The organism is Micrococcus sp. TA1, from assembly GCF_014199555.1.
Lineage (GTDB): Bacteria > Actinomycetota > Actinomycetes > Actinomycetales > Micrococcaceae > Citricoccus.
Window position 1 is genome coordinate 1,062,562 of sequence record NZ_JACHNW010000001.1, and the last position, 23,818, is coordinate 1,086,379.

25 protein-coding genes, 1 tRNA gene and 1 pseudogene are annotated in these 23,818 nt (G+C 72.6%); 13 read left to right on the forward strand and 14 right to left on the reverse strand.

Features of this window, described 5'->3' with window-relative positions:
* Positions 1 to 25: 25 nt before the first annotated feature.
* Positions 26 to 101: transfer RNA gene (locus GGQ69_RS04585), tRNA-Arg, on the reverse strand.
* Positions 102 to 311: 210 nt separating this feature from the next.
* Between GGQ69_RS04585 and ssb the strand changes: the two genes are divergently transcribed.
* Positions 312 to 857 carry a single-stranded DNA-binding protein gene (gene ssb / locus GGQ69_RS04590; RefSeq protein WP_183525198.1) on the forward strand — a complete coding sequence of 182 codons (546 nt, stop codon included), beginning with the start codon at positions 312 to 314 and terminating at the stop codon, positions 855 to 857.
* 77 nt (positions 858 to 934) lie between these two features.
* The gene (gene ettA, locus GGQ69_RS04595) at positions 935 to 2,617 is read left to right on the forward strand and encodes an energy-dependent translational throttle protein EttA (RefSeq protein WP_010144796.1); all 1,683 of its coding nucleotides are present in this window, start codon (positions 935 to 937) and stop codon (positions 2,615 to 2,617) included.
* Between the two features lie 78 nt (positions 2,618 to 2,695).
* Here the strand turns inward: ettA and GGQ69_RS04600 are convergent, their stop codons facing one another.
* The 4 genes from GGQ69_RS04600 to GGQ69_RS04615 all read right to left on the reverse strand — a co-directional run bounded on the left by GGQ69_RS04600 (position 2,696) and on the right by GGQ69_RS04615 (position 7,033).
* Positions 2,696 to 3,739, reverse strand: coding sequence for a glutathione synthetase (locus tag GGQ69_RS04600; RefSeq protein WP_183525200.1), 1,044 nt, complete (start codon positions 3,737 to 3,739; stop codon positions 2,696 to 2,698).
* 61 nt (positions 3,740 to 3,800) lie between these two features.
* The gene (locus tag GGQ69_RS04605; RefSeq protein ID WP_183525203.1) at positions 3,801 to 5,171 is read right to left on the reverse strand and encodes a flavohemoglobin expression-modulating QEGLA motif protein; all 1,371 of its coding nucleotides are present in this window, start codon (positions 5,169 to 5,171) and stop codon (positions 3,801 to 3,803) included.
* Positions 5,168 to 6,007 carry an N-formylglutamate amidohydrolase gene (locus GGQ69_RS04610; protein WP_183525206.1) on the reverse strand — a complete coding sequence of 280 codons (840 nt, stop codon included), beginning with the start codon at positions 6,005 to 6,007 and terminating at the stop codon, positions 5,168 to 5,170. The genes GGQ69_RS04605 and GGQ69_RS04610 overlap by 4 nt, the downstream gene beginning before the upstream one ends.
* 48 nt (positions 6,008 to 6,055) lie before the next feature.
* Positions 6,056 to 7,033: an acyl-CoA thioesterase II gene (locus GGQ69_RS04615; RefSeq protein ID WP_183525209.1), complete on the reverse strand. Its 978-nt coding sequence runs from the start codon at positions 7,031 to 7,033 to the stop codon at positions 6,056 to 6,058.
* A 115-nt stretch (positions 7,034 to 7,148) separates the two neighbouring features.
* Here GGQ69_RS04615 and GGQ69_RS04620 point away from each other — a divergent pair, with 115 nt between their 5' ends.
* The gene (locus GGQ69_RS04620; protein WP_221243345.1) at positions 7,149 to 7,865 is read left to right on the forward strand and encodes a hypothetical protein; all 717 of its coding nucleotides are present in this window, start codon (positions 7,149 to 7,151) and stop codon (positions 7,863 to 7,865) included.
* A 12-nt stretch (positions 7,866 to 7,877) separates the two neighbouring features.
* Here the strand turns inward: GGQ69_RS04620 and GGQ69_RS16250 are convergent, their stop codons facing one another.
* Together GGQ69_RS16250 and GGQ69_RS16255 are read right to left on the reverse strand one after the other, a co-directional pair.
* Positions 7,878 to 8,351, reverse strand: coding sequence for a globin (locus GGQ69_RS16250; protein WP_221243530.1), 474 nt, complete (start codon positions 8,349 to 8,351; stop codon positions 7,878 to 7,880).
* A 195-nt stretch (positions 8,352 to 8,546) separates the two neighbouring features.
* A pseudogene (locus tag GGQ69_RS16255) lies at positions 8,547 to 8,924 on the reverse strand (OsmC family protein); the annotation flags it as partial.
* Positions 8,925 to 9,020: 96 nt separating this feature from the next.
* On the opposite strand from GGQ69_RS16255, the gene GGQ69_RS04630 reads away from it, so the two are divergent.
* From GGQ69_RS04630 to GGQ69_RS04645, 4 genes are all read left to right on the forward strand, one after another.
* Positions 9,021 to 9,530, forward strand: coding sequence for a molybdenum cofactor biosynthesis protein B (locus tag GGQ69_RS04630; protein ID WP_183525215.1), 510 nt, complete (start codon positions 9,021 to 9,023; stop codon positions 9,528 to 9,530).
* Positions 9,517 to 10,002 carry a molybdenum cofactor biosynthesis protein MoaE gene (locus GGQ69_RS04635; RefSeq protein WP_183525218.1) on the forward strand — a complete coding sequence of 162 codons (486 nt, stop codon included), beginning with the start codon at positions 9,517 to 9,519 and terminating at the stop codon, positions 10,000 to 10,002. The genes GGQ69_RS04630 and GGQ69_RS04635 overlap by 14 nt, the downstream gene beginning before the upstream one ends.
* Positions 9,999 to 11,177, forward strand: coding sequence for a GTP 3',8-cyclase MoaA (gene moaA, locus GGQ69_RS04640; protein ID WP_298045158.1), 1,179 nt, complete (start codon positions 9,999 to 10,001; stop codon positions 11,175 to 11,177). The genes GGQ69_RS04635 and moaA overlap by 4 nt, the downstream gene beginning before the upstream one ends.
* A gap of 104 nt (positions 11,178 to 11,281) precedes the next feature.
* Entirely contained in the window at positions 11,282 to 12,163 is an 882-nt protein-coding gene (locus GGQ69_RS04645; RefSeq protein WP_183525221.1) for an SDR family oxidoreductase, read from the forward strand.
* A gap of 1 nt (position 12,164) precedes the next feature.
* Here the strand turns inward: GGQ69_RS04645 and GGQ69_RS04650 are convergent, their stop codons facing one another.
* From GGQ69_RS04650 to GGQ69_RS04680, 7 genes are all read right to left on the reverse strand, one after another.
* A complete protein-coding gene (locus tag GGQ69_RS04650) occupies positions 12,165 to 12,404 on the reverse strand; it encodes a MoaD/ThiS family protein (protein WP_183525224.1) in 240 nt (79 codons plus the stop codon).
* Positions 12,404 to 13,336, reverse strand: a complete 933-nt coding sequence (locus tag GGQ69_RS04655; protein WP_183525227.1) for an NTP transferase domain-containing protein — start codon at positions 13,334 to 13,336, stop codon at positions 12,404 to 12,406. Before GGQ69_RS04655 ends, GGQ69_RS04650 begins: the two co-directional genes overlap by 1 nt.
* A gap of 1 nt (position 13,337) precedes the next feature.
* Positions 13,338 to 13,883, reverse strand: coding sequence for a cyclic pyranopterin monophosphate synthase MoaC (gene moaC, locus GGQ69_RS04660; RefSeq protein WP_183525230.1), 546 nt, complete (start codon positions 13,881 to 13,883; stop codon positions 13,338 to 13,340).
* Complete coding sequence (gene glp, locus GGQ69_RS16805) at positions 13,883 to 15,280, reverse strand: gephyrin-like molybdotransferase Glp (RefSeq protein WP_183525233.1); 1,398 nt, start codon at positions 15,278 to 15,280, stop codon at positions 13,883 to 13,885. Before glp ends, moaC begins: the two co-directional genes overlap by 1 nt.
* The gene (locus GGQ69_RS04670) at positions 15,273 to 16,388 is read right to left on the reverse strand and encodes a HesA/MoeB/ThiF family protein (RefSeq protein WP_183525236.1); all 1,116 of its coding nucleotides are present in this window, start codon (positions 16,386 to 16,388) and stop codon (positions 15,273 to 15,275) included. The genes glp and GGQ69_RS04670 overlap by 8 nt, the downstream gene beginning before the upstream one ends.
* 55 nt (positions 16,389 to 16,443) lie before the next feature.
* Positions 16,444 to 17,526, reverse strand: a complete 1,083-nt coding sequence (gene ccsB, locus GGQ69_RS04675) for a c-type cytochrome biogenesis protein CcsB (RefSeq protein WP_183525239.1) — start codon at positions 17,524 to 17,526, stop codon at positions 16,444 to 16,446.
* 99 nt (positions 17,527 to 17,625) lie between these two features.
* Positions 17,626 to 17,979: a hypothetical protein gene (locus tag GGQ69_RS04680; protein ID WP_183525242.1), complete on the reverse strand. Its 354-nt coding sequence runs from the start codon at positions 17,977 to 17,979 to the stop codon at positions 17,626 to 17,628.
* A 108-nt stretch (positions 17,980 to 18,087) separates the two neighbouring features.
* On the opposite strand from GGQ69_RS04680, the gene GGQ69_RS04685 reads away from it, so the two are divergent.
* The 6 genes from GGQ69_RS04685 to GGQ69_RS04710 all read left to right on the forward strand — a co-directional run bounded on the left by GGQ69_RS04685 (position 18,088) and on the right by GGQ69_RS04710 (position 23,805).
* Entirely contained in the window at positions 18,088 to 18,684 is a 597-nt protein-coding gene (locus GGQ69_RS04685) for a TetR/AcrR family transcriptional regulator (RefSeq protein WP_183525245.1), read from the forward strand.
* A gap of 136 nt (positions 18,685 to 18,820) precedes the next feature.
* Positions 18,821 to 19,984 carry an FtsX-like permease family protein gene (locus GGQ69_RS04690; protein ID WP_183525248.1) on the forward strand — a complete coding sequence of 388 codons (1,164 nt, stop codon included), beginning with the start codon at positions 18,821 to 18,823 and terminating at the stop codon, positions 19,982 to 19,984.
* Complete coding sequence (locus tag GGQ69_RS04695) at positions 19,981 to 20,745, forward strand: ABC transporter ATP-binding protein (protein WP_183525251.1); 765 nt, start codon at positions 19,981 to 19,983, stop codon at positions 20,743 to 20,745. The genes GGQ69_RS04690 and GGQ69_RS04695 overlap by 4 nt, the downstream gene beginning before the upstream one ends.
* Positions 20,742 to 21,575, forward strand: a complete 834-nt coding sequence (locus GGQ69_RS04700; RefSeq protein WP_183525254.1) for a spermidine synthase — start codon at positions 20,742 to 20,744, stop codon at positions 21,573 to 21,575. Before GGQ69_RS04695 ends, GGQ69_RS04700 begins: the two co-directional genes overlap by 4 nt.
* 77 nt (positions 21,576 to 21,652) lie before the next feature.
* Positions 21,653 to 22,534: a formate dehydrogenase accessory sulfurtransferase FdhD gene (gene fdhD, locus GGQ69_RS04705; RefSeq protein WP_183525257.1), complete on the forward strand. Its 882-nt coding sequence runs from the start codon at positions 21,653 to 21,655 to the stop codon at positions 22,532 to 22,534.
* A 35-nt stretch (positions 22,535 to 22,569) separates the two neighbouring features.
* Complete coding sequence (locus GGQ69_RS04710; RefSeq protein WP_255459420.1) at positions 22,570 to 23,805, forward strand: VCBS repeat-containing protein; 1,236 nt, start codon at positions 22,570 to 22,572, stop codon at positions 23,803 to 23,805.
* Positions 23,806 to 23,818 lie beyond the last annotated feature (13 nt).

Below are 23,818 nucleotides of genomic sequence, written 5' to 3' on the forward strand. Positions count from 1 at the left end.
TTTCGCGCGGTCCACGCCGGTCACATGGCGCCCCAGGAGGGAGTCGAACCCCCGACCAAGAGATTAGAAGGCTCCTGCTCTATCCACTGAGCTACTGGGGCTGGGCCCGGCCATTCTACCGGCCGCACGGAACTCCACAGGTCACGGGTCACCGGCGCGTTGTGCCCGGGCCCCGGTGGGACCCCTGTGCGGGACGCGGCCGGGGCGATGTGCTGGGAAGGACCGGGCATGACGCCCGGCCCGGCGGCGGAGACCACTTGCCGACGCCGGCTCACTCGCCGGCCACGGCCGGTCCACCGAAAGGCCCCCTCATGAGCGAACACATCACCGTCCGTGGCTTCGTGGCCACCGATCCGCAGGTCCGCATGGCCCAGGCAGGCTTCTCCGTCGGCAACTTCCGACTGGCCGCCACCGACCGGCGCTTCGACCGGGAGGCCAACGCCTGGGTCGACGGGCAGACCAACTGGTTCACGATCAACATGTTCCGGGCGCTGGCCCTGAACGCGGGGGCCTCCCTGGCCAAGGGCATGCCGGTGATCATCACCGGCCGGCTCAAGGTCCGCCCCTGGGAGGCCGGGGACCGGACCGGGACTGCCGTCGAGATCGAGGCCGACTCCATCGGCCACGACCTCACCCTCGGCACCGCCCGGTTCTCCCGGTCCAGTGGGCGGACGGGCGACGCAACCGCCGCCGGCGGACCGGTTGTCGACGCCGGTGACGCCCCGGCCGAGGGACCGTTCGGCGAGGACGACGAGCCCCGCGTCGACCGGTCGACCGGCGAGGTCCTGGAGGACGGGCCGGACGCTCCCGACGAGGCGGAGGTACCCGGGCAGGAGCGGGACCTGACGCTCGCCTGAGCGGGCCGGACTGTACGCGGTGGCCGCCGCCTTCGGCCGATGCGGGAAATGCGGCGGCCACCGACTAGCCTTGAGGAATGGCGGAATTCATCTACACCATGGTCAAGGCCCGCAAGAAAGTGGGCGACAAGCTGATCCTGGACGACGTGACGATGTCCTTCTATCCGGGGGCGAAGATCGGCATGGTCGGCCCCAACGGTGCGGGCAAGTCCACGATCCTGAAGATCATGGCGGGGCTGGACCAGCCCTCCAACGGCGAGGCCAGGCTCTCACCCGGCTACACGGTGGGCATCCTGCTGCAGGAGCCCCCGCTCAACGAGGAGAAGGACGTGCTCGGGAACGTGCAGGAGGGCGTCGGGGAGATCCTCGGCAAGATCCAGCGCTACAACGAGATCTCCGAGCAGATGGCCGATCCCGATGCCGACTTCGACTCCCTGATGGAGGAGATGGGCAAGCTCCAGGAGGAGATCGACGCGGCCGACGCCTGGGACATCGACTCCCAGCTCGACCAGGCCATGGACGCCCTGCAGCTGCCCGACCCCGACGCGGACGTCACCAAGCTCTCCGGTGGTGAGCGCCGTCGCGTGGCCCTGTGCAAGCTGCTGTTGCAGAAGCCGGACCTGCTGCTGCTCGACGAGCCCACCAACCACCTCGACGCCGAGTCCGTCCAGTGGCTCGAGGGGCACCTGTCCGCCTACCCGGGCGCCGTCATCGCCATCACCCACGACCGGTACTTCCTCGACCACGTGGCCGAGTGGATCGCCGAGGTCGACCGCGGCCGGCTGTACCCGTACGAGGGCAACTACTCGACCTACCTGGAGAAGAAGCGCGCCCGCCTGGAGGTCCAGGGCAAGAAGGACGCCAAGCTGGCCAAGCGGCTCAGCGAGGAACTGGACTGGGTCCGCTCCAACGCCAAGGGCCGCCAGGCCAAGTCCAAGGCCCGTCTGGCCCGGTACGAGGAGATGGCCGCCGAGGCCGAGAAGACCCGGAAGCTGGACTTCGAGGAGATCCAGATCCCGCCGGGCCCGCGCCTGGGCACCCAGGTCATCGAGGCGAAGAACCTGAAGAAGGGCTTCGGCGACCGCGTGCTGATCGACGGCCTGTCCTTCTCCCTGCCGCCCAACGGCATCGTCGGGATCATCGGGCCCAACGGCGTCGGCAAGACCACCCTGTTCAAGACCATCGTGGGCGTCGAGCCCCTCGACGACGGCGACCTGAAGGTCGGCGAGTCCGTCAAGATCTCCTACGTGGACCAGTCCCGCGGAGGCATCGACCCGGAGAAGTCCCTCTGGGAGGTCGTCTCCGACGGCCTGGACTACATCAAGGTCGGACAGGTCGAGATGCCCTCGCGGGCCTACGTCTCGGCGTTCGGCTTCAAGGGCCCGGACCAGCAGAAGAAGGCCGGGGTGCTCTCCGGCGGTGAGCGCAACCGCCTGAACCTGGCACTCACCCTCAAGGAGGGCGGCAACCTGCTGCTGCTCGACGAGCCCACCAACGACCTCGACGTCGAGACCCTGACCTCGCTCGAGAACGCCCTGCTGGAGTTCCCGGGCTGCGCGGTGGTCATCTCGCACGACCGCTGGTTCCTGGACCGGGTGGCCACCCACATGCTGGCCTACGAGGGCACCGAGGAGGACCCCGCGAACTGGTACTGGTTCGAGGGCAACTTCGAGTCCTACGAGGCGAACAAGGTCGAGCGGCTCGGCCCCGAGGCGGCGCGCCCGCACCGGGTCACGCACCGCAAGCTCACCCGCGACTGAACCGGTCCCGGCACCACGCCGGACCCCCGACGACGGCGGCCCCCACCACCGAGGTGGGGGCCGCCGTCGTGCGTGGTCTCAGATCGTGGCCAACCGGGCGTTGCACAGGTCCTCGGTGTAGTGACTCCGGACCCTCAGCTTGCGCTCGAGGTCCTGGATGACGGCGGCGGCGAAGTCCTTGCCGTAGAGCCGCAGGCACGAGCCGAGGCCGCCCGGGGAGAACACGTTGATCTCCATGAGCTTGTCACCGACCATGTCCAGGCCGACCAGGAACAAGCCGTCCGCGATGAGCTTCGGACGGACCACCTCGGCCAGGTACAGCATCTCCTCGGTGACCCGCACGGCCTCCGCGGTTCCCCCGGCCGACATGTTCGACCGCACCTCTCCACTGGCGGTGCGACGGCGGAACGCCGCGTACTTCCCGCCGACCTGGAGGGGCGTGCCGTTCAGGAGCATCATCCGCACGTCCCCCTCCTTCGCCTCGGGCAGGTACTCCTGCGCCACGACGTACCCGTCCCGGGCGATGGCCTCCACGATCTGGTTCCGGTTCGGGGCCTCCTTGCGGTCCACCACGAACACGCCCTTGCCTCCCGAACCCTGGAGCGGCTTGAGCACCGCCTTGCCGTCCATCTCGTCGATGAACTCCGAGATCATCTGCTGGTCCCGGGAGATCAGCGTCCTCGGGCGCACGACGTCGGGAAAGTGCTGGAAGTAGGCCTTGGACAGGGCACCGGCCAGGGTGAGCGGGTCATTGACCACCAGGACGCCGTTGGCGGCGAACAGCCGGCCGAAGGCCACGGCCGCAGTGGAGGCCCACGGACGCTCCTTCGCGTCATCGGCGGGGTCATTGCGCAGCATCACCACGTCGAAGTCCTGGATGGGGACCTGGCGAACGGACCGGGGCTTCTGCACGTCCGCCAGGTACCGGTCCAGCGAACGGTAGTTCCTCGCCGCGGTGCCGTGGGCCCGCACGGAGAGGGTGCCGTCCGGTGCGTACGAGAAGTCCCCGGTACCCGTCAGCAGCGCCTCGTGCCCCAGCTGCGTGGCGGCCATCGCCAGACGCGTCGTGGTGTACGTGGACTTCTCGGTGGCGACGTCGTTGACGACGAATCCGATGTTCATGGACCTCCGATCAACAGGTACAGCGAGTGGGATCACCGTCGGCCGGGCCGGCCGACGGTGCTCAGCGGTTCACCAGGTCGGCCGGATCATCCAGGTCCGCCAGCCGGTCCAACCGCTCGATGCAGTCCCTCTCGGTCAGCCAGCGCGGCTGGAGCCGGGGTGGCTGCAGGACGCCACGGTCCCTCAGGTCGGTCACCAGCGGCAGGTCCTGCAACGAGAACTTGCCCAGCAGCAGCAGGTCCAGGGTCCCACCGGCGCGCAGGTGCTCGATCAGGTCGAGCACGCCGCGCAGGTAGATGGCGTCCTTGGTCAGGCCACCGGACCGGAAGGCACGCATGGTCGTGGTGAAGGCCGAGGAGGCGGGGACGCCCTCCTCCACGAGCGCGTCGTGCGCGTCCCGGAAACTGGCACCGGTGACCATGCGGTGCACCGTGATGATCCGGGTGGCCAGTTGACGCAGGCGGAACGCGGTCAGTCCACCGCTGGCCACCTCGGCCAGCACGGCCAGGCCCTCCTGGGTCTCGTCGTACCCGGACAACCCCGTGCCCATCACCTTGATGGGCTGGGTGGCCCCGTTGACCTGGGTGACCAGGTGGGTGCCGACCTCGTGCTGCATCAGGGCGTGCGCGCGGACCTCCTGGACCTTGGACTGCGGACCCAGGATCAGGGACTCCCCGGAGACCATCACGCCGGAGACGTCCTTGCGGATCTCGGCGTGCATCTCGATGTCGGCATCCTGCTCCCGGTAGTAGTCGATCTCCTCCTGGGCCAGCGTCAGCACCTCGTGCGCATCCAGGCTCTTCCCGGCGCCCTCCGGCACGGTCACGGTGCTCATGAGGCGATCGGCGATCTGCCGCAACGCCGGGGTGATCGCGCCGTACAGTTCGATGCTCAGGGGCATGAAGTCCGCGGTGTCCCGCGCCTCGAGCATCTCGATCTGCAGGCCCAGCTCGCGGTGCTTCTCCCGCAGCAACGTGCCGAGGACGGGGTCGTCCACGTCCCGGATGGGCATGTCCTTGAGCACCTGACGCAGGACGTCCGGGTCGTCCTCCAGCGTCCGGTACTGGAACTCCGGCAGTTCGCCGGTGGCCAGGAACTCCGCCCGGGCCTGCTCCACGTTCATGGGCGTCACGTCCAGGAGGAACCGGAAGGACCGCGAGACCAGTGCCAGCTCGTGATCGATCGCCCGGTCGCGCAGAGATGCCGTGATGCCGTCCCGGTCACCGGGAGGCCGCACGCCGTCCGTCCTGTCGCCGAGAGTGATGGCGGTGATCTTCCGCGCCGTCTTCGCAGCTCCCGGCGTCCCGGCCGACGTCCCGCTCGTCCTGGCATCCGAGGCGGGACCGGACGTGCTCCCGGTCTTGCTCCCGGTCTTGGATGCAGCCTTGTTGCCGGACTTGTTCCCGGTCTTGTTGTCCGTCTTCTTGCTCATGGCGTCGGCACCGAGACCTCCCGCAATGCCGCCTCCACCGGGGCCACCGTCGCGGCCAGGGCGTCGGCCAGCTGGCCCAGGTGGGCGTCGTCCACCTCACCGGTCCATTCGTCCATGAAGGTCTTCTTGAACTCCAGGGCGAGCACGCAGGCGGTGTCGGGGAACCGCCGGTGGACCCAGCGTCCCTCGTTCTGGCCCCAGAACCGCACGTTCTCCCGCACGTCCAGTCGTCGCCCGGTGGCCGGGATGACCGGTGCGGACAGCGCCTCCATGAACGCGTCGACCACGGGGATCCAGGGCTGCCGGTCCAGGGTGCCGGTGCCCACGTTGACGTCCGGGTTGCCCTCCTGGGGTGCGGGCGCGGCGTCGGGACCGTCGCGGCGATGGTTGTAGGTGTGCAGGTCGAAGACCACGAACGGGCCCCGGGCCGCCAGCCGGGCGACCCGGCGCTCGAGCTCGGCGAACCAGGCGTCGTGGACCTGCCGGCTCCGGCAGGCGACGTCCGGGGGCAGTTGCCCGTCCCGCCAGACCCGGAGCCCCCAGCACTGCTCCGGGACGACGCAGACACAGGTGCTCCGGGGACGGTTGAGGTCGGCCTCGAACCTGGACCGGTGCATGACCATGCCCGAGCCGATCCCGGAGCCGAGCCGGTCGGAATAGGGATCCTCCTCCCGGAACCGGACGGCCTCGTCGAGCACCATCAGGTCCCGGACCTCCTCCCGCAGGTCATGGCCCGCGTGCACGGCCGTGTAGGCGACCTGGGTGTCCCAGGGGCCCACGACGGTGAGGATCCGGTCCGGTCCGGAGCCCGTGTCCATGTCGGCGTGCGTGTGCATGCCCTCAAGGTAGACCACAAGGGGTACCCGGGGGCAGGGGGTAATGGCTTATCGGGAGGGGCGCCACGCGGTCTTCAGGAACAGGTTCTGGACGGCGCCCTGCACCCGGTACTTGGTGCCCGCGGGCACCCGGAGCATGCCCTCCTGGGCCACGGAGGCCACCAGCTCACCCTCGCGGGAGTAGATCCGGCCGTGGCTGAGGCCGCGGGCACCCTGGGCGGAGTGGCTGGTCTGGACGTAGAGCAGCCACTCGTCCACCCGGGCCGGCCGGTGCCACCACATCGCATGGTCCAGGGACGCCACGCTCATGCCGGGGCGGACCCATGCCAGGCCGTGACGGCGCAGGACCGGCTCGAGCAGGGTGTAGTCCGAGACGTAGGCCAGCGCCGCGCGGTGCAGGTTCGCGTCACCCTCCAGGGTGGAGAACGTCTTCATCCACACCATGTTGGTGGCCACCCTCTCCCGGGCGGGGGTGGCCTCGATCGGGGCGTCCACGTGACGGATGTCGAAGGGGCGGGCCCAGGACCACTCCTGGGCCACCGGATGCTGGAGGTGGCCCAGGCGCTGGGAGGTGCTCGGCAGCGATTCCGGGTCCGGGACCCCGGAGGGCATGGGGGACTGGTGCTCGATTCCCGGGGCCGGCTCCTGGAACGAGCAGATCAGGGACAGGATCGTCACGCCGTCCTGTTCCGCCTGCACCCGGCGCACCGAGAACGAGCGTCCGTCGCGCAGGTCCTCCACCGCGAAGGAGATCGGCTTGAGGGCGTCGCCGGGGCGGATGAAGTACCCGTGCATCGAGTGGATCGCCCGGTCCGGGTCGACGGTGCGGATCGCGGCCATCAGGGCCTGGGCCATCACCTGGCCCCCGAAGACCCGTCCCCGGGCCTGGGGCGGGGTGAGGCCGGTGAAGCGGATCCCGCGCGCCTCATCGGGCCCGTCCTCGGTGAGTGTCAGGACCTGGCGCAACACGTCCGTGGGGTCCTCGGGGAACCTGCCCCGTTGCCTCCGCACCCTGTCAGCCACCATGGACCGTCCCTCCGACCGTGACGAGGAAGGGCTACCTGTTGGTAACCTGCCCGCCAGTCTATCCCTGTCACTCACCCCGGCCTCACCCCGCGCCGGCGATGGGAGAATGGGGGCCATGCCCGCCCCCGATATGCCCGCACCCGATACGCCCGCGCCCGGTCAGGAACTCGTCCTGGAGGACCTTGACGCCGTCGCCGACCTGGAGCGGTATGCCACCCGGGCCCGCACCATGGCGGACACCGGGATGCGCCTGCAGGTGGTCGGCCCGGTCCTGGCCGCATGGGTCTCGGTCCTGCAGCCCCGGGGGCTGGGGGACCGCGTGCCGGTGGCGCTGGGCCTGCGGACCTTCCGCCTGGACCGGGCCGGCGCCGACGGCTGGGACGAGGTCTACCCGCTGTCCTCGGTCCTGGAGCGCCTGGCCCGGATGACCTCCACCTCGCGCACCGCCCTGACCCTGCCCCCGGTCACCGAGGCCGCCCCGTGGACGGCCGTGACACCGCCGCGCTCGGGCTGGTCGTCGGTGGCCGCCGTCGCGGACGACGAGCTCCAGCAGGTCGCCCAGGACGGGATCCGCGAGCTCGGGGCCGCCCTGCCGCAGGACCCGGGGGCCTCGATGGTCGCCCAGGCCCGCGCGGCCGTGTGGGGGCGGCTGCTCGGGGGCACCTCCGTGGAGGCCGGGGACGGGTTCCTGCCGGCCGGGGCCGCGTTCGCCGCCCACGGGCTGGGTTTCCTCACCCCCGGGGGCACCACCACGGTCCACACCTCGGGCCCGTGGGTCCGGCTGTCCAGCCCGGCCGGGTTCGTGCTGTGCCGCCAGCCGATGGCCCTGTAGGGGACGGGCCCCTCAGGCGGAGTTCACCATGGAATGGGCGGCCCGCTCGAGGTAGTCCCACAGGGTCTGCTCGTGCAGCGGGGCCAGCTCCAGGGAGTCCACGGCCACCCGCATGTGCCGCAGCCAGGCGTCCCGGGCCGCGAAGTCGATCGTGAAGGGCGCGTGGCGCATCCGCAGCCTGGGGTGGCCGCGCTGCTCGCCGTAGGTGCGCGGACCGCCCCAGTACTGCTCCAGGAACATCCGCAACCGGTCCTCGGCCGGGCCGAGGTCCTCCTCGGGGTACATCGCACGGAACCCCGGGTCCTCGGCCACGCCCTCGTAGAACACGCGGGCCAGCTTCGCGAAGGTCTGGTGCCCGCCCACCTGGTCGTAGAACGAGGCGTTCTCCGGTTGCGCCCCTCCGGGGGCCGACGCGGCACCCGCTCCCGACGCCGGCCCGGTGGCCGCCGCGGGGGGAGTCGCCGCGGGAGGCGTGGGCGCCGGCATCATCCCGGGCCGGTTTTCCAGGCCGGTCACCCGGCTGGGTGCCTTGCCCTGACGCGGCGTGAGCACGGCGATCGGCGCTCCGAGCCGACTGCCGAAGTCCGGCAGGTGGCGCATCTGCCGGACCTGCTGCGGGACGATCTCCACCGGGAAGTTCACCGAGCGGGCGATGAAGCACTGCTCGTGGGCCCTCGCGTGCAGGGCCTCGGCCGCGTCTCGCTGGGACTCGTCGGCGAGCCAGATCTCGGGGGACAGGGTCGCGGAGGTGACCGAACCGCCGTCGGGCCCGAAGGTGAGCACGCACTCGGCGCGGCAGGAGGCTCCGGTGACCACGATCCCCGCGGCGGTGGCCGCCTGCAGGTAGGACAGCAGGTGGCACTCCGCGAGCGCCGCCAGCAGCAACTGCTCCGGGTTCCACCGCTCCTCGTCACCGTGGAAGGCGCGGGCGGCCGATCCGGACAGTTCTCCGGGGCCCTCGGCCTGGATGACCAGGTCGCGGGCGTAGTCCTTGTATCCGGAGGTCCCGGTGCCCCGGTTCCCGGTCCATTCGGCGCGCAATGAGAAGGTGTGTTCCACCCTTCCACGCTACCGCCCCCGGCCCGGGCCGCCGGATTCCGGGCCACGGTCCCGTCGCATTGACGACCTCCGTAGACTGGCGACCTGGGAGGCAGCATGCACACGATTCACCTCCTCACGGTCTCCGATCGGGTGTCGGCCGGGACCGCTGAGGACACGGCCGGCGCGGCGGTCCGCGCCCTGCTGTCCGAGGCGCTGCCGGACTGGCCGCTGGACCACCGCGTGGTTCCCGACGGCGACGTGCCGGTGGGCGAGGCCGTCGCCGCGGCCTGCCTCGGCGGGGCACGCGTGGTGCTCACCCTCGGCGGGACCGGGGTCGGCCCGCGGGACCGCACGCCCGAGGCCGTGACCCCGCTGATCACCCGGCACCTGCCCGGCATCCCGGAGCTGCTGCGCAGTGCGGGTCGCCAGCAGACACCGGCCGCGGTGCTCTCGCGCGGCGTGGCCGGGGTCGTCGACCCGCCGCTGCCGGACGGGCACCGGCCGGTCGTCGTCGTGACCCTGCCGGGGTCGCGCCGGGCGGCCGAGCAGGCCGTTCCACTGCTCGCCCCGCTGCTGCCCCACCTGGTGGACCAGCTCGACGGAGGTGACCATGTCCGCTCCTGACCGACCCCTCGCGCCACCGGACACCGCGCCGCCGGACACCGCGCCACCGGCCGTCGTCACGGACCGCCCCCTGGACGCGGCGGCGCTGGAGGCCTCGGTGGTGAACGCCCGGTGCGGTGCGGCACTGACCTTCACCGGGATCGTCCGCGACCACGACCCGGAGGCCGAGGGCACCGTCACCTCCCTGGACTACAGCTCCCACCCGGACGCCGAGCGGATCCTGCGCGAGATCCTCGCCCGCCACGCCCGGGGGCCGCAGGACCCGGCCGGCGAGGTCCGGATCGCCGCGGCGCACCGGACCGGCCACCTCGACGTCGGGGACCTCGCCCTGGTGGTCGCGGTCGCCTCCGCCCACCGCGCGGAGGCCTTCGAGACCTGCCGCGCCGTGGTCGAGGACATCAAGGCCGAGGTGCCCATCTGGAAGCGCCAGCACACCGCGTCCGGGGACGCTCACTGGGTGGGGCTGCCGTGACCGGGGTGCCCGTCGTCCTGACCACCCGCACCGTCACCGCGCCGGGCGCCGCACCGGCCGGGACGTCCGCTGCGGGCCAGGACCCCGCGGGCGGCCCCGAGGCGGTCCGGCTGCTGCCCACGCGCGGGGAGCTGGCCGACGTCGTGCGCCGGACGCAGACCGGCGGCGGGCACCTGGCGGGCGCCCTCACGGACGGGTTCGGAAGGGCCCACCGGGACCTGCGGGTCTCGCTGACGGACAAGTGCTCACTGCGCTGCACCTACTGCATGCCGGAGGACGCCGGGCCGTTCACGCCGAAGGACGAGCTGCTGGACGCCGGACAGATCGAGCGGCTGGTCCGTGTCGCCGTGACCCACGGCATCACCGGGGTGCGGCTGACCGGCGGGGAGCCGCTGCTGCGGGCGGACCTGGAGGACATCGTGGCCCGGCTGGCCGCGATCGCGCTGCCGGACGGCGGCACCCTGCCGATCGCCATGACCACCAACGGGATCTCCCTGGACCGGCGGATGCCCGCCCTGCGGTCCGCCGGGCTGACCCGCGTGAACATCTCGCTGGACACGCTGCGCCCGGACCGGTTCCGGGACCTGACCCGCCGCGACCGGCACGCCGACGTCCTCGCAGGCATCGCCGCGGCGCGGGACTCGGGCTTGCGCCCGCTCAAGCTCAACGCGGTGGCCATGCGCGGGGTCAATGATGACGAACTGGCCGACCTGGTGGCCTTCGCGGTGTCCCAGGACGCTCAGATGCGCTTCATCGAGCAGATGCCGCTGGATGCCGGGCACACCTGGCGCCGGGACCACCTGGTCTCCGGCGAGGAGATCCTCGAGCGGCTGGCGGAGCGGTTCGAACTGGCGGAGGTGCCCGGCCGCGGTTCCTCGCCCGCGGCGCTGTACACCGTGGACGGCGGGCCCCACACCGTGGGCGTGATCGCCTCGGTCTCGGCACCGTTCTGCGGGGACTGCGACCGGCTGCGGTTCACGGCCGACGGGCAGCTGCGCAACTGCCTGTTCGCCCGCGAGGAGACCGACCTGCGCACACTGCTGCGCGAGGGCGCCACCGACGCCGAGCTCGCCGCGGCCATGCACGTGTCCGTGGCGGCCAAGAAGGCCGGGCACGGGATCGACGACCCCGGGTTCGTCCAGCCCGGCCGCGGGATGAACGCGATCGGTGGTTGAGCGGACAGGCCGAGGGGCGGCCCCACGACCGGTGGCGGCGGTGACTACCGCAGGGTAACTTCGTGGGCGGGACGAATCAGAGCCGACCGAAGAGGGAGCAGTCGATGGCCGGGAACCTGCACGAGGCCAGGGGGTACCGCCTGCGCGGCGCTCGCGTGCTCATCACCGGCGGCGGGTCCGGCCTGGGCCGCCTCATGGCCGTGGAGGCCGCCCGCCGCGGCGCGGAGGTGATCGTGTGGGACCTCTCGGCGCAGGCCGGTGCGGCCACCGTGGAACAGGTCCGTGCGGCCGGTGGCACAGCCCGGTCCTGCGTGGTCGACGTGACCGACCGCGAGGCCGTCCGCCGGGCCGCGGGACAGGCCGGGGCGGTGGACGTGGTGGTCAACAACGCCGGCGTGGTCTCGGGCGCCCGGCTGCTGGACCTCCCGGACGAGGCCATCGAGCGGACCATGCAGGTCAACGTCCTGGCCCTGTACTGGGTCACCCGGGCGTTCCTCGCAGGGATGATCGAGCGCGGGCACGGCAGCGTCGTCACCATCGCGAGCGCCGCGGGCCTGGTGGGCGTGGCCCGGCAGGCGGACTACTCCGCGTCCAAGTGGGCGGCGGTCGGCTTCATGGAGTCCCTGCGCAACGAGCTGCGCGCCGACGGGCACCGCATCAACACCCTCACCGTCTGCCCGTTCTACATCGACACCGGCATGTTCGCCGGCGTGCAGACCCGGTTCCCGAGGCTGCTGCCGATCCTGGACCCGGACGAGGTGACCGAGGCGGTGGTCGACGCCATCGAATCCGGTCGGCAGCAGCTCGTCCTGCCCCCGCTCGTGCGCTCCCTGCCCGCCCTGCGCGCGCTGCCGACGCGCTTCTTCGACCGGGTCATGGACGCCCTCGGCGTGAACCGGACCATGGATCACTTCACCGGCCGGCAGGACGGGGCCCGCGCGGCCGTGCCGGGGTCCGGACCCGACGGGTCCCCGGCGCCCTCCTGAGTCAGCCCCCGGCGAAGGGCGGCAGCACGTCCACCAGGGAGTCCTCGCGGACCGGGTGGCCGTCATCCACGGCGCGGACCCCGTCCACCAGCAGGGAGCACCGGGCGATGACCCGCTCGGCGCTGATGCCGTGGTCCGCGGTCAGGGCGGCACGCAGCTCGCCCGCCGTGACCGCGTCCAGCCGGAGTTCGGAGGCGCCGAGGATGTCCGCGGCCCCGGCGAACAGGCGCACGCGGGCCATCAGCGCGCCCCCGCCGGGCCGGCGTCGTACCGGGCGGCCAGGTCCTGGACCCGCGCGGCGAGCTCTCGAACCCGCTGCGCGGTGTCCTGGTCGGTGTCCCCCGCGGCGCCGGCTCCGGCCAGCTGGAGTCCCAGGGCCACGCCGATCAGGTAGGTGCTCATCGGGGCCCCGGGCCGCACGACGGCATTGGCCACGTCCCGGGCCGTGTCCAGCAGGGGCGAGGGGACGATCACGTCCTCGGGAAGGCCCAGCTCGGCCACGACGGCGGCCATCCAGTCCCGCAGCCCCGGCACCTCGTTGTCCCGCTCATCCGTCACGGCAGCTCCTCTCCCGGCCCGCGCACGGGCCATGTCCTCGGGGGTATCCATATCGTCCCAGAGCCCGGGGGAGCCCGCGGGCTCCGGGACCTCGAGCAGGTCGAGCGGCGCCAGCCGCTCCCGCACCCGGGTGATGCCCGGCCGGGCGGTGGCACGCAGGGCGGCCACGTCCAGCAGCGCGGTCAGGTGCTGGACGTGGCCGGTCGCGTCCACGGCCACCGCGCCGTCCCGGCCCGGCCCGAGGGCGACGTCCAGCAGGGCGCGGCAGGCCCCGGCGGGCCGCGCCAGGTCGCACGGCACCAGCAGCATCCACGAGGTGTCCACCGCGCCCAGGGCGGCCTCCAGCGCGGCCACCGGGCCGGAGCGGGGCGGGTCCTCGCGGAGGAACGTGGCGCCGGCCAGGGCCGAGGTCCCGGACGCGGTGGCTGTCGACGCGCCGGCCGGACCGGCGACCGGTGGATCGCCGACCACGACGACCCGTGTGGCCCCGGCTGCCCGCACGGCCGCAGCGGTGCGCTCGAGGAGTGTGAGCCCGTCGAACACCAGGGAGGCCTTGTCCCGGCCCATGCGCCGGGAGGCGCCCCCGGAGAGGATGACCGCCGTCAGGTCGCTCATCTCACGCGCGGTCTCCGCGCCGCCAGGTCCCTGAGCGGCCGCCGGTCTTCTCCAGCAACCGGATCCCGGTCAGCTCGACCGAGCGGTCCAGGCCCTTGACCATGTCCACCATGGCCAACCCGGCCACGGAGGCGGCGGTGAGCGCCTCCATCTCCACCCCTGTCCGGTCGGCCGTGCGGGTGGTGGCGAGGATGCGGATGCGGTCCTGGCCGACCTCGAAGTCCACGGTGGCCCCGTGCACGCCGATCACGTGCGCCAGGGGCAACAGCTCGGCGCACCGCTTGGCGGCCTGGATGCCGGCGATCCGGGCCACCGCCCAGACGTCGCCCTTGGGCACGGTGCCCCCGGTGAGCGCGGCGAGGACCTCGGGGGAGACCAGCACCGTGGCCTCCGCGGTGGCGGCGCGCACGGTGGGGGACTTCGCGGTCACGTCCACCATCCGGGCGGAACCGTCGCCGTCCAGGTGGGTGAAGCCATCGGCGCCGGAGGCCCCGGGCGAACCGGTGGCCGCGGCGGTCTCGGTGGCGGAACGGTCAGCGGGTGTCATCAGGCCTCCAGGGCTCGGTAGAGGACGGTGTCCCCGGCGGACACCTCGGTCGTGGCGGCCGGGACGCGCACCAGGCCGGTGGCCCGGGCCATGCGCCCGGCCAGGTGGGAGCCGGAGCCCCGTTCGGTCGCCTGGGCCACCCGCACCGGTTCACCGGGCGCGGAGACCACGCGGACCGGCACGAACTGCTCGCGGCGCGGCGGGGAGCGCCACCCCTCGTCCGTGGTGACGGGGTGCCAGTCCGCCAGCGGTGCCGCCCGGTCCTGCATGGCGAGCAACCCGGGCTCGACGAACACCAGGTAGCTCACCCAGGCGCTGACCGGGTTCCCGGGCAGGGACCAGACCGGCCGGCCGTCCGGCAGGAGCCCGAACCCCTGGGGCTTGCCGGGCTGCACGGCGACCCGGTCGAAGCGGACCGCACGGTCATCGACGTGGTTCAGGGGGCCCGTGGGGGTCTCCGGACCGCCGCCGGTCCCGCGCGGGGTGGGCGAAACATCCCCCGGGGAGCCGGGGACGGCAGGACGGCGCTCGAGCGGTACCCCGCCGACCGCGTCCGGGGCGAGGACGAGACGGGCGACGTCATGGGCACCCACGCTGGCCCCGCCGGTGACGATGACCGCGTCGCTGTCCGCCGCCGTGGACACCAGCAGGTCGCGCAACCGAGCCGGGTCGTCGGAGACCTGCCCCCGGTGGACCACCTCGCCACCGCTGGCGCGGACCAGGGCGGTGAGCAGGTGGGAGTTCGAGTCGGGGATCTGCCCCCGGCGCACCGGTTCGCCCGGGGCGACCAGTTCACTGCCCGTGCTCACGACCACCACGCGCGGCCGGCGCCGGACCGTCACCGCGGCGATGCCCGCGGCGGCCACCGCGGAGAGCCGGTGCGGGGCCAGTTCCTGCCCGGCGGAGGCCACCCGGTGGCCTGTCCGGACGTCGTCACCCCGAGGACGGACGTGACGGCCGGCCGCGACCGGTGCGCTCAGCTCCACGTGGTCCGGCCGGGTGGTCCCCGCGGTCGGGGCGGCCGGGTCCCATCCCACGGTGTCCTCCAGGGGCACGACGGCGTCCGCGTCCGTGGGCAGGGGGGCCCCGGTCATGATCCGGGCGGCCTGGCCCGGCGCGAGCGGCGGGTCCAGGTCGGTGCCGGCGGGCAGTTCGGCGACGACGTCCAGCCGCACGGGGGCGTCCGTGGTGGCGGAGGTGGTGTCCGCGGAGCGGACGGCGTACCCGTCCATGGCCGAGTTGTCCCAGGGCGGCAGGTCCAGGGCGGCGACGGCGTCCCGGGCCAGGGTGTGGCCGGCGGCGTCCTCGAGACCGACCGTGTCCTCCGCCAGGAGGGGGACCACGCGCAGGACGCGCGCCTGGTGGTCGGCGACCGGGATGTAGTGGAATTCAGCCACGGAACGCTCCCGGCAACCCGCCGTCGAGGTACCCGGCCACCGGCCAGCCGAGACCGGCCAGGTGCCGGGCGGCGGTGGCGCTGCGCGGGCCGGCGGCGCAGAACGGCAGCAGGGGCCGGTCCGGGGCGAGTCCGGCCAGCGGGTGGTCCGGTGGCAGGGGCGCGTCCGGACCACGGTCCAGGCGCAGCACCCGGTCCAGGGGGAGGAGCACGGCGCCGCCGGGCCCGGGGCGTTCGGCGGACTCCTCGGGACGGCGGACGTCGATCCACAGGGCCTGCGGGGGTATGTCCCCCGGGGGGATCGGTCCCGGTGCCGTCGCGGCGGCCGGCACGGCGGGGGTCGACGGGGCGCGGGTCGAGGGGACAGGGGGGCCGGCCAGCGGGATCTCGGCGGTGGTGCCGGCGAGGCCGTCCACCAGCAGCATCCGTCCCACCAGCGGCCGACCGGTGCCGAGGATGAGCTTGATCGTCTCCAGGGCCAGGAAGGAACCGGTGATCCCGACGACGGCGCCCAGCACCCCGGCCTCGGCGCAACCGGGCGAGGCGTGGGTCGCCGCGTTGTCCGGGAACACGTCGGTCAGCACCACCGGGGCCAGTCCCGAACCGGCCGGCGGGACGGACCAGAACACGGTGACCTGCGCGTTCCACTGGAACAGGGCGCCGAAGACCACGGGCAGGCCCAGGGCGAGGGCGGCGCGGTGGACGACGAACCGGGTCTGGAAGGAGTCGCTGCCGTCGATGATGACGTCGGCCGGCCCCAGCAGTTCGCGGGCATTGGCATCGGTGAGGCGCACGGCGTGGGGGACCACGGTGGTCTCGGGGGACAGGCGTGCGGCGGCCGCCACCGCCCCGTCGGTCTTCGGCGCCCCGAGGGTGTCCACCCCGTGCAGGGTCTGCCGGTTCAGGTTGCTGAGCTCCACGTGATCGTCGTCGATGACGTGTAGGGTGCCGATGCCGGCTGCGGCGAGGTACTGGATGACCGGCGAGCCCAGGCCGCCTGCACCGACCACCGCCACGGAGGCACCGGCCAGCAACTGCTGTCCGGAGTCACCGACCTGCGGCAGGGTCCGCTGGCGCAGGGTGCGTTCATACGGCTGTGCGCTGGACATGGTCCCACCCTAGTCCGGACGGGGCTGCACCGGCCTGCCCAGGGTGGGGTGGTGGTCATTCGGGGATGCCGGCGTAGGAGTGCAGGCCGGGGAAGTAGGTGTTGACGATGGTGAAGTTGAACACCAGGGCGGCGAAGCCGATGATCGAGAGCCACGCGGCGCGTTCCCCGGTCCAGCCGCGGGTGGCCCGGGCGTGCAGGTAGCCGGCGTAGATCACCCAGATCACGAAGGTCCAGACCTCCTTGGTGTCCCAGCCCCAGTACCGGCCCCAGGCCTGCTCGGCCCAGATGGCCCCGGCGATCAGGGTGAAGGTCCACATCACGAAGCCCACGGCGTTGATCCGGTAGGACCAGTTCTCCAGGCTCAGCGCCGAGGGCACCAACCGCAGGAACGCCGGCCGCGCCGGGCCCCCGGTGCGGATCCGGGCCTCGCGGCGGTGCTGGAGCAGCTGCAGCACGCTCATCGAGAAGGTCAGGGTGAACAGCGCCGAGGCCAGCACGGCGATCGAGACGTGGATGACGATCCACGGGGACTGCAGGGCCGGCTGCAGGTGCGCCAGCGGGGTGGGGAACCCGATCGTGGCCGCGCACATCATGATCACCACCAGGCCCGTGACGAAGGTGCCCAGGAAGCGGATGTCCTTGCGGATCAGGAACAGCAGGTACACCGCGGCCACCAGCAGCGCCCCGGTGGTGCAGAACTCGTACATGTTGCCCCACGGCACCCGGTGCGCGGCCAGCCCCCGGGCGATGACCGCGAAGGCGTGCAGCGCGACGCCGATGACCATCAGCGCCACCGCGACGTTGGCCACCGGGCGCCGGGTGGTGCCCAGGTAGTCCATGTCCTCGTCCACCAGCTCCGGCCCGGCCCCCGACCCCGAGGCGCCCCCGGTGATGGTGCCCGCGGTGCCCGTGGTGGACGCGCCGGGGCTGGCCGGGGTCCCGGCGCCGGCGCCCACCAGCTGGGCCTGGGGCTCGAGGGCGGTGTCCGCGGCCAGCTCGGCCTCCAGCGCGCGGATGGTCTTGGAGGAGTTCGCCATGTCCAGGGCGAACAGCACGAAGGCGGCGGCATAGACGAGCGCGGCGATCAGCATGAACAGATCGCTGTAGCTGGCCAGCTGCAGGTTGATGGGCTGCATGGGTTACTCCGGTCGGTTCTGGGACGGTCTGGTGCGCTGAGCCGGGTCCGGCCGAACCGTGGGCGGCTCAGCTCGCACCGGGCCTCCATCCGGTCCCGGTCACCAGAACACGGCGATGGCGATGTTGACCAGGGTGAGCCCGCCGACGGCGTGGGCCATGCCGGTGGAGACGTCCTGTCCCCGGCGGACGCGGCGGCGACCCATCACGGCCGCCACCAGGACGGCGAGGAGCACCACGAGCTTGACGGCGATCTTCGCGTGGTTGACCGGGCCGGCGTCGTCGTTCATCTCGAGCAGTCCGACCAGCAGGACGCCGGTGACCAACTGCACCCACGCACCGAGGTGCTGCCACGAGGACACGGTGGGCCGACGGAACATGGCCAACCAGCCGCCGAGGAGGGCGGCGGCGCCGAGGATGTGCAGGAACAGGGAGGCGGAATGCAGGAAGTCCATGGTCAGCCAGCCTACAGAGATGCCGACGCGCTGTCGAAAAGACGGGGAGTGGCTCCGTGACGCGCTGGGGGCGGGGCGACGAGGGCGGCCGGAGTAGGGTGTGGACTCATGCCACGCATCAGCGAACCCACCGTTGCGGAGCATCGCGCCGCCCGGGAGCGAGCCCTGTTGGACGCCGCCCATGACCTGCTGACGGAGACGGGGGAGGCGCCCTCCCTGTCCCAGGTCGCCCAGCGCGCGGGGCTCGCCCGCACCAGCATCTACCAGTACTTCACGTCCAAGCAGGAGCTGCTGCAGGCCATGGTCCGTGACGTCTACCCGCGCTGGACCGAAAGGATCTCCGGTGCCATGGACCAGGCCCCCACCGAGGCCGACCGGCTCATGGCCTATGCCGCGGCGAACGTCTCGCTCGTCGCGGAGGGGGCGCACGCGGTGGGCAGCGCCCTGGCGGCGCTGGCTCCCGGGGAGGAGCTGGACGAACAGGCCGCGCGGATGCACCGGGAGGTCCAGCAGCCCCTGGTGCAGACGCTGGAGCGGCTGGAGGTCGAGTCCCCGGAGCAGGTCGCCGAGCTGGTCAACGCGGTGGTCCACGGTGCCACGCTGCTGCTGGAGTCCGGTCAGGACCTCGAGGCGGCCCTGAGGCACCTGCAGGTGGTCCTGGGGCCCATGGTGCGCGAGCACGGCGGGCGGGGAACGATCGACTGACGGGCGCGAGGAGGGATGCCCGGGCGGGGCTTCCGCCGAGGCGGGATCCGGATTTCCGGTGCAGCCAGTCTTCATGACACACTGTCGATATCTTCTCGACACTCTGTCGCATACTTGACTGAAGGACTCCTTCCTCATGTTCCTCGCACTGCGCGAATTAGCCTTCGCCCGTGGCCGTTTCAGCCTGATGGGCCTGGTCATCGGCCTCATCGCCATCCTCATGGTGTTGCTCTCCGGCCTCTCCTCCGGACTCGTGAACGACGGCGTCTCGGGGCTGAAGTCCCTGCCCGTCTCCGCCTTCGCCTTCGATGAGGGCACCAAGACCGACAACGCCTTCTCCCGGTCCGTCGTGGACACCGACCAGCTCGCCGCCTGGCGCGGCCAGCCGGACGTGGCGGAGGCAGAACTCATGGGCACCTCGATCATGAACGCCGTCACCGACGACGGGCAGCAGGTCGACCTCACCATGTTCGGGGTGGAACCGGACGGGTTCCTGGCCCCCGAGCCGGCTGACGGCGACGCCCTGGACGGGCCGGCCGGCATCGTGGTCTCGGAGAGCCTGCGGGGCGAGGGCATCGACCTCGGCACCGTCATCACCCTGGACCGGATCAACACCGAACTCGAGGTCGTCGGCTTCACCGAGGGCCAGGCGACCTTCGGCCACGTGGACATCGCCTACCTTCCCCTGGCCACCTGGCAGCTGATCGCCGCCGGCCAGGCCCCGGACGGGGCGGCTCCCACCGACGCGCACCTGGCCGCCCTGGACTTCGACCAGGCCTCGGTCATCGCCCTGCAGGGGGCGGAGGGCTCGGAGCTGGCGGCCGGTTCGGCCGAGGCGTTCGCCGCCGGGGACGCGGCGGCCACCACGACCACCCTGTCCCTGGAGGAGTCGTTCAACGCCTCTCCCGGGTACCAGGCCGAGACCATGACCCTGAGCATGATCCAGGTCTTCCTGTACGCCATCGGGGCCCTCGTGGTCGGCGCCTTCTTCACCGTCTGGACCATCCAGCGCGGACACGAGCTCGCCGTGCTGAGGGCCATGGGCGCCTCGGCCGGATACCTGCTGCGTGACGGCCTGGCCCAGGCCTCCATCCTGCTGGTGTCCTTCACCGCCCTGGGCGTCGCGGCCGGCGTCGGGCTCGGCTCGCTGATGCCCGAGGGGATGCCGTTCGCCCTCGAGGCCCAGCCCATCGCCGTCGCCTCGGCGCTGACGATCCTGCTGGGACTCGTCGGCGCGGCCGTGGCCGTGCTACGCGTGACCCGCATCGAACCGATTTCTGCCCTGGGAGGCAACCGATGAGCACCACCGTCGACCACCACCGCGAGCCCGCACAGGACCGGTCCGCCCCGGGCCCGGCCGGGAGCCTCGGCCTGCACCTGCGTGACGTCACCCTCGAGGTCGGTGACGGCGGGGAGAAGGTCCGCGCCCTCGACCACGTCGACCTCAGCGTCGCCCCCGGGGAGTTCGTGGCCGTCATCGGCCCGTCCGGGGCCGGCAAGTCCTCCCTGCTGGCCGTCGCGGGAGCACTGGCCGCACCGACCTCCGGCGTCGTCGAGGTGCTCGGGCAGGACCTGGCCGGCCTGCGCGGACAGGGGCAGCTGGCCGCGTTCCGGCGGCGCCACCTCGGTTTCGTCTTCCAGTCCGGCAACCTCGTCCCGGCCCTCACCGCAGCCGACCAGCTGCGGCTGGCCCGCCGGATCGCCCACCGCGGCGGCCGGTCCCGGTCCTTCGACCCGGCACCGTTGCTCGAGGCGGTGGACATGGGGCACCGGGCGGGCCATCGCCCGGGACAGCTCTCCGGCGGGGAACGCCAGCGCGTGGGCATCGCCCGGGCCCTGGTGAACCAACCCAGCCTGTTGCTGGTGGACGAGCCGACCGCTGCGCTGGACCGCCGGCGCAGCCAGGACATCGTGGCCCTGCTGGCCCGCCAGTGCCACCAGCGCGGGATCGCCGGCGTGATGGTCACCCACGACCACGACGTCCTGGACCACTGCGACCGCGTGGTCGAGATGGTCGACGGCCGCCTGGTCGATCGTCGGTCTGTCACACTGAGGCCATGACGCCCCCTGACACCCCCGGTCCCGCGGGCCGCAGTATCCAGCTGAGCGTGTCCGGTGAGCGGGCCCGGATCATCCCGGACGAGCACGACGACGGCAGGGTCCTGGAGATCGGCGGGCAGGTCCAGTCCCACGTGGACCTGGCCGACCCCACCCGGATCCGGTACGAGTACCTGCGCCGGATGGCCAACGTCCACGACGCCGCGTGGCCGGCCGCCCGAGCGATCCGCATCCTGCACCTGGGCGCCGGAGCGCTCACCCTGCCGCGCTACGTGCAGGCGGTCCGCCCCGGCTCCGTCCAGACCGTCGTGGACCTCGACCGCGAACTGCCCTCGTTCGTCGTCTCCGAACTGCCCCTGCCCGAGGGGACGGAACTGACGGTCGTGACGGGGGACGCCCGCACCGAGCTCGCCGGGCTGGACGCGGAGCCGTTCGACGCGATCGTGCTGGACATCTACACCGGGGTGGACGCCGCCGCGCACCTCACGGGCGAGGAGTTCTACGGCGAACTGCTGGACCGCCTCGGCGGCCAGGGGGTGCTGCTGGTGAACATCGGCGACGATTCCGGCCTGCGGTTCCTGGCCCGGCAGGCCCGGGCGCTGGAGGCCGCGGCCGCTGACGCGGGACTCTCCGGGGCCTGGTTGCTGGCCGACGCGACGCTGCTGGACCGGCTGGAGACCGGTAACGCCGTGCTGGCAGCGGGCGGTGCGCTCGCACGCACGGACCTCGAGGACCTGCGTTCGGCGCTGCTGGCCGCCGGGCCGCATCCGGCGGCGGTGCTGGACCCGGCCCGGACCGCGGCGTTCGCGGACCGCGTCACCGGTTCCGCCTAGGTCCCGGGTACCGGTCCGCGCCGGGCCGGGGTGGCTCCCGGTGGCGGCGCACCACCGCAGGGATGGATCATGGGTGCATGAGCAGGAGTGAGTCGCGGGTCCGGGTGGTGCGCGTGAAGGACGGTCGGCGCGAGGCGCGGGCGGACGTGCTGGCCGCGGAGGAACCGTTGGAGATCCGGGTGAACGGACGACGGCTGGCGGTGACCATGCGCACCCCCACTGAGGACTTCTCCCTGGCCGTGGGCTTCCTGCTCAGCGAGGGGCTGATCGGCCAGGCCTCCGAGGTGTCCTCGATCCGCTACTGCGGACGGGACTTCGGGCCCGGGGCCGAGGAGACGGACAACACGGTGGACGTGGTGCTGGCCCCGCACGTGGCGGCACCCGCCCCGGCGCTGGAACGCCACGTGCTGATGACCAGCGCCTGTGGGCTGTGCGGCCGCACCAGCATCGACTCCGTGCGCACCACCACGCGCTATCCCGTGGCCGAGGATCCGATGACGGTGACGGAGCAGACGGTGCTGTCCCTGCCCGAGGTGCTGCGGGAGCGCCAGAAGGTCTTCGACCGCACCGGCGGACTGCACGCCGCCGGCCTGTTCGATGCCGCCACCGGCGAGCTGGTGGCGGTCCGGGAGGACGTCGGCCGGCACAACGCGGTGGACAAGGTGCTCGGCTGGGCCCTGATGCAGGACATGCTCCCGCTGTCCGGGCACGTGCTGATGGTCTCCGGCCGCGCCAGCTTCGAGCTCACCCAGAAGGCCCTGATGGCCGGGGTGCCGATGCTCGCCTCGGTCTCCGCGCCGTCCTCGCTCGCGGTGGACCTGGCCCGGGAGGCCGGCATGACGCTGGCGGGCTTCGTGCGCGGTGAGCGGTTCGTCATCTACGCCGGGGAGCAGCGCGTCCTCGCCGCCGGGGATCCGGGCGCAGCGGAGTCCTTCTCCGGAGCACGCTCCCGGGCCTAGAATCCCCGCACCGTTCCAGCATCGTCCGGGGGTTCATGATGAGGCGCTCGATCTTCAGCCGCGTGGCGGGCGGCACCTGTGCGGCGGTCCTGGCGGTGGCGGCAGCGGTCCTCGCCGAGCCCGCCCACGCGGCCTCCCAGCCGATGTTCTCCTACGACCGGGGGTGGCGGGTGGACCAGCACGTGCGCGAGCTGGCCGACGTCAACGGGGACGGCCGCGCGGACGTGGTCGGCTTCGGCGGGGCGGGCGTCTACGTGGCCCACGGCCGGGCCAACGGGACGTTCAGCACCCCGAGCCTGAAGATCCGCAGCTTCGGCACCGACCAGGGGTGGTCCAACGCGCGGCACGTGCGCACGGTCGCCGACGTCGACGGCGACGGGCGCGGTGACCTCGTGGGCTTCGGGAATGCCGGGGTCCATGTCTCCTACGCGCAGCCCGACGGGTCCTTCACCCGCGCGGCACTGAAGGTGCGTGACTTCGGGTACGAGCAGGGCTGGAGGGTGGGAGCGCATCCGCGTCTGCTGGCCGATCTCAACGGCAACGGCACTGCGGACATCGTGGGCTTCGGCCATTCGGGGGTGACCATCTCCCACGGGCTGGCCAACCGCACCTTCGCCGGGACCGGCAAGCGGATCGACAGCTACGGCTACGACCGCGGCTGGCGGGTGGAGAAGCACGAGCGACTGCTCGCGGACATGGACGGCAACGGGACGTCGGACATCGTCGGCTTCGGTGACGCCGGCGTGTACGTCTCCTACTTCTCCGCGGCTGGCGATACCTTCACCCGACCCGCCCTGGAGGTCCGGGACTTCGGGTACGCCCAGGGCTGGCGGGTGGAACGCCACCCGCGGATGGTCGACGACATCAGCGGCCACGCGCTGCCCGACCTGATCGGGTTCGGGGCACAGGGGGTCTACGCGGCCTACTCGCGGCCCTACGACCCCGGGGAGCCGAAGTTCCAGCCACCGTCCCTGGAGCTGCGCAGCTTCGGCTACGCCCAGGGGTGGCGGGTGGACCGCCACCCCCGGACGACGGCCGACGTCAACGGCGACGGGATCGGGGACGTGGTGGGCTTCGGCAGCGCGGGCACCTACGTGGCCTACGGGGACGACGACTTCCTGTTCGGTCCGCAGCGGCTGACCACCGAGTTCGGGTACGACGCCGGGTGGTCCCCCGACCGGTACCCGCGGCTCCTCGGCGACGTCAACGGCGACGGCCGGGACGACATCGTCGGCTTCGGCCACTCCGCCACCACCGTCCGCCTCTCCTGACCCGCCGGCGCCG